2 protein-coding genes are annotated in these 2,495 nt (G+C 73.7%); both read left to right on the top strand.

Annotated features, from left to right (window positions below):
* Positions 1-126 precede the first annotated feature (126 nt).
* Complete coding sequence (locus ABZ749_RS33780) at positions 127-1,662, top strand: glutamate synthase subunit beta (protein WP_357235131.1); 1,536 nt, start codon at positions 127-129, stop codon at positions 1,660-1,662.
* A 174-nt stretch (positions 1,663-1,836) separates the two neighbouring features.
* Positions 1,837-2,495, top strand: a 659-nt coding sequence (locus tag ABZ749_RS33775) for an MFS transporter (RefSeq protein WP_357235128.1), incomplete at its 3' end; no start/stop codon positions are given.

Here is a 2,495-nt window from a genome sequence, read left to right as displayed (position 1 = left end):
CTCGGCCACGACCTCGGTGACCGGCTGCTCGTGATGATCGGCCGGCGGCTGGCCGCGTGTGTGGCCGACCACGGCCACCTGGTCGCCCGGATGGGGCCCCGCGGGTGGCTGCCCAGGAGGTGGCACGTGCCTGACCCGAACGGTTTCCTGCGCTACGACCGGCGGCTGCCGGCCCGCCGCCCGGTGCCGGTGCGGATCAGCGACTGGCGGGAGGTGTACCCGCCGGCCGGCGAGGAGTTGGTCCGTGAGCAGGCCACCCGATGCATGGACTGCGGCATCCCGTTCTGCCACGACGGCTGCCCGCTGGGCAATCGCATCCCGGACTGGAACGACCTCGTGCGTACCGGCAACTGGGACGCCGCGGTGGAGTCGCTGCACGCCACCAACAACTTCCCGGAATTCACCGGCCGGCTCTGCCCCGCGCCCTGCGAGGCGGCCTGCGTGCTCGGCATCTCCGGCGGTCAACCGGTGACCATCAAGCAGGTCGAGGTGGAGATCGCCGACGCCGCCGCGGCGCGCGGGTTCACCCCCCGCCCGGTGCCGGCGCCGTCGGGCCGGTCGGTCGCCGTCGTCGGCTCCGGGCCCGCCGGGCTCGCCGCCGCCCAGCAGCTGGCCCGCGCCGGTCACGCGGTGACGGTGTACGAACGCGACGACGCGATCGGTGGCCTGCTCCGGTACGGCATTCCCGACTTCAAGTTGGAGAAGCGGCACATCGATGCCCGGTTGGCCCAGCTCACCGCCGAGGGGGTGCGTTTCCGCACCGGCGTGAACGTCGGCGTCGACGTCACCGCCGAGCAGTTGCGCGCCGAGCACGACGCGGTGCTGCTGGCCTGTGGGGCGTTGCAGGGCCGGGACACCCCGGAGACCCCGGGGCGGGCGCTTCGGGGCGTACACCAGGCGATGGCGCACCTGGTCGCGGCGAATCGCGCGGTCGCCACGGCGGCCACCGACCAGGCCGGCGTGGTGGCCACCGCCGAGCGTCGGCTGGCGCCCGCGGTGTTGCCCGACGGCACGCCGATCGACGCGGCCGGCAAGCACGTGGTGATCATCGGCGGAGGTGACACGGCGGCCGACTGTCTCGGCGTCGCGCACCGCCAGGGCGCCGCGGGCGTGCACCAGCTCGACCTGTACCCGCAGCCTCCGCAGGAGCGCGACGAGGCACGGGATCCGTGGCCGACCTGGCCGTGGGTGCTGCGTAGCTACCCGGCGCACGAGGAGGGTGGCGAGCGGGTCTTCGCCGTGGCGGTGCAGGAGTTCGTGGACGACGGCACCGGCCAGGTGCGGGCGGTGCGGATCGCCGAGGTGACAGTGGAGAAGCACGACGGTCGGCGGGTCGTCACTGTGGTGCCGGGCTCCGAGCGGGAGTTGCCGGCCGATCTGGTGCTGTTGGCGATCGGTTTCGAGGGCACCGAGCAGCAGCCGCTGCTGGCCCAGTTCGGCGTCGCCCGCAACCCGCGGGGCGCCATCGACGCCCGCGACGACTGGCAGACCGACGCCGACGGGGTGTTCGTGGCTGGTGACATGCACCGGGGCGCTTCGCTGATCGTCTGGGCCATCGCCGAGGGGCGGGCGGTCGCCGCGGCCATCCACGGCTATCTGGGTGGTGTCGGTGCGTTGCCGGCCCCGGTGGGCCCGGCCGCGCAGGCTCTCGCCGCTCGCTGAGGTGCGGGTGTCCGGTCGGTGCGGCAGGTCCGCCGCCGCATCGGCCGGGCGTTCCCGCTGGTGAAGCCGCTCACAAATGTGGGCAAAGAGGTTTAAGCCGGCAAGACTTGTCGGCTGCCGAACCGCGCCGCGATCGGTGTGAATGATCATGCTGCCGATCGCTGGAGGTTCGTCGTGGCCAGAGGTGCCACCTTCGCCGCGTTGCGCCACCGCAACTACCGGATCTGGGCGCTCGCCGGCTTCGTCTCCGTCATCGGCACCTGGATGCAGGTCCTCGGGGTCAACTGGTACGTCCTGAAGGAGACCGGCTCCGCGACGTCCATGGGCTTCGCCGTGCTGCTCCAGGCGGCGCCCACGCTGCTGCTCAGCGTCTGGGGTGGTGTGCTGGCCGACCGGCTGCCCGCCCGCCCGTTGCTGATCGCCGCCCAGTGCGCCCACGCGGTGCTCGCCGCCGGACTGGCGGCGGTCGCCCTGACCGGGGTCGGCGGCCTGCCGCTGATCTTCGCGATCTCGCTGGCCACCGGTGCCGTCTCGGCGATCGAAGGCCCGGTGATGGGGCGCTGGGCCGCCAGCCTCGTCGACCGGGAGACGCTGGGCAACGCGCTGGCGCTCGGCTCGCTCAGCAACTCCGCCGGCCGCATCCTCGGCATGAGCCTCGGCGCCGTGGTGGTGGCCGCCGTCGGTCCCGCCCTGCTGTTCGGCATCAACGCGGTCAGCTTCGCCGCCGTGGTGGTGGCGCTGTTCGCCGTACGCCCGGCGGGCGTGCCCGGCCTCCCGGTCCCGGACGCCGGCCGGAGGCGGGGCGGTGTCCGCTCCGGGTTCGCCTACCTGCG

The organism is Micromonospora sp. NPDC047753, assembly GCF_040642735.1.
Classification (GTDB): Bacteria; Actinomycetota; Actinomycetes; order Mycobacteriales; family Micromonosporaceae; genus Micromonospora.
This window is presented reverse-complemented; position numbering and strand designations above follow the sequence as displayed.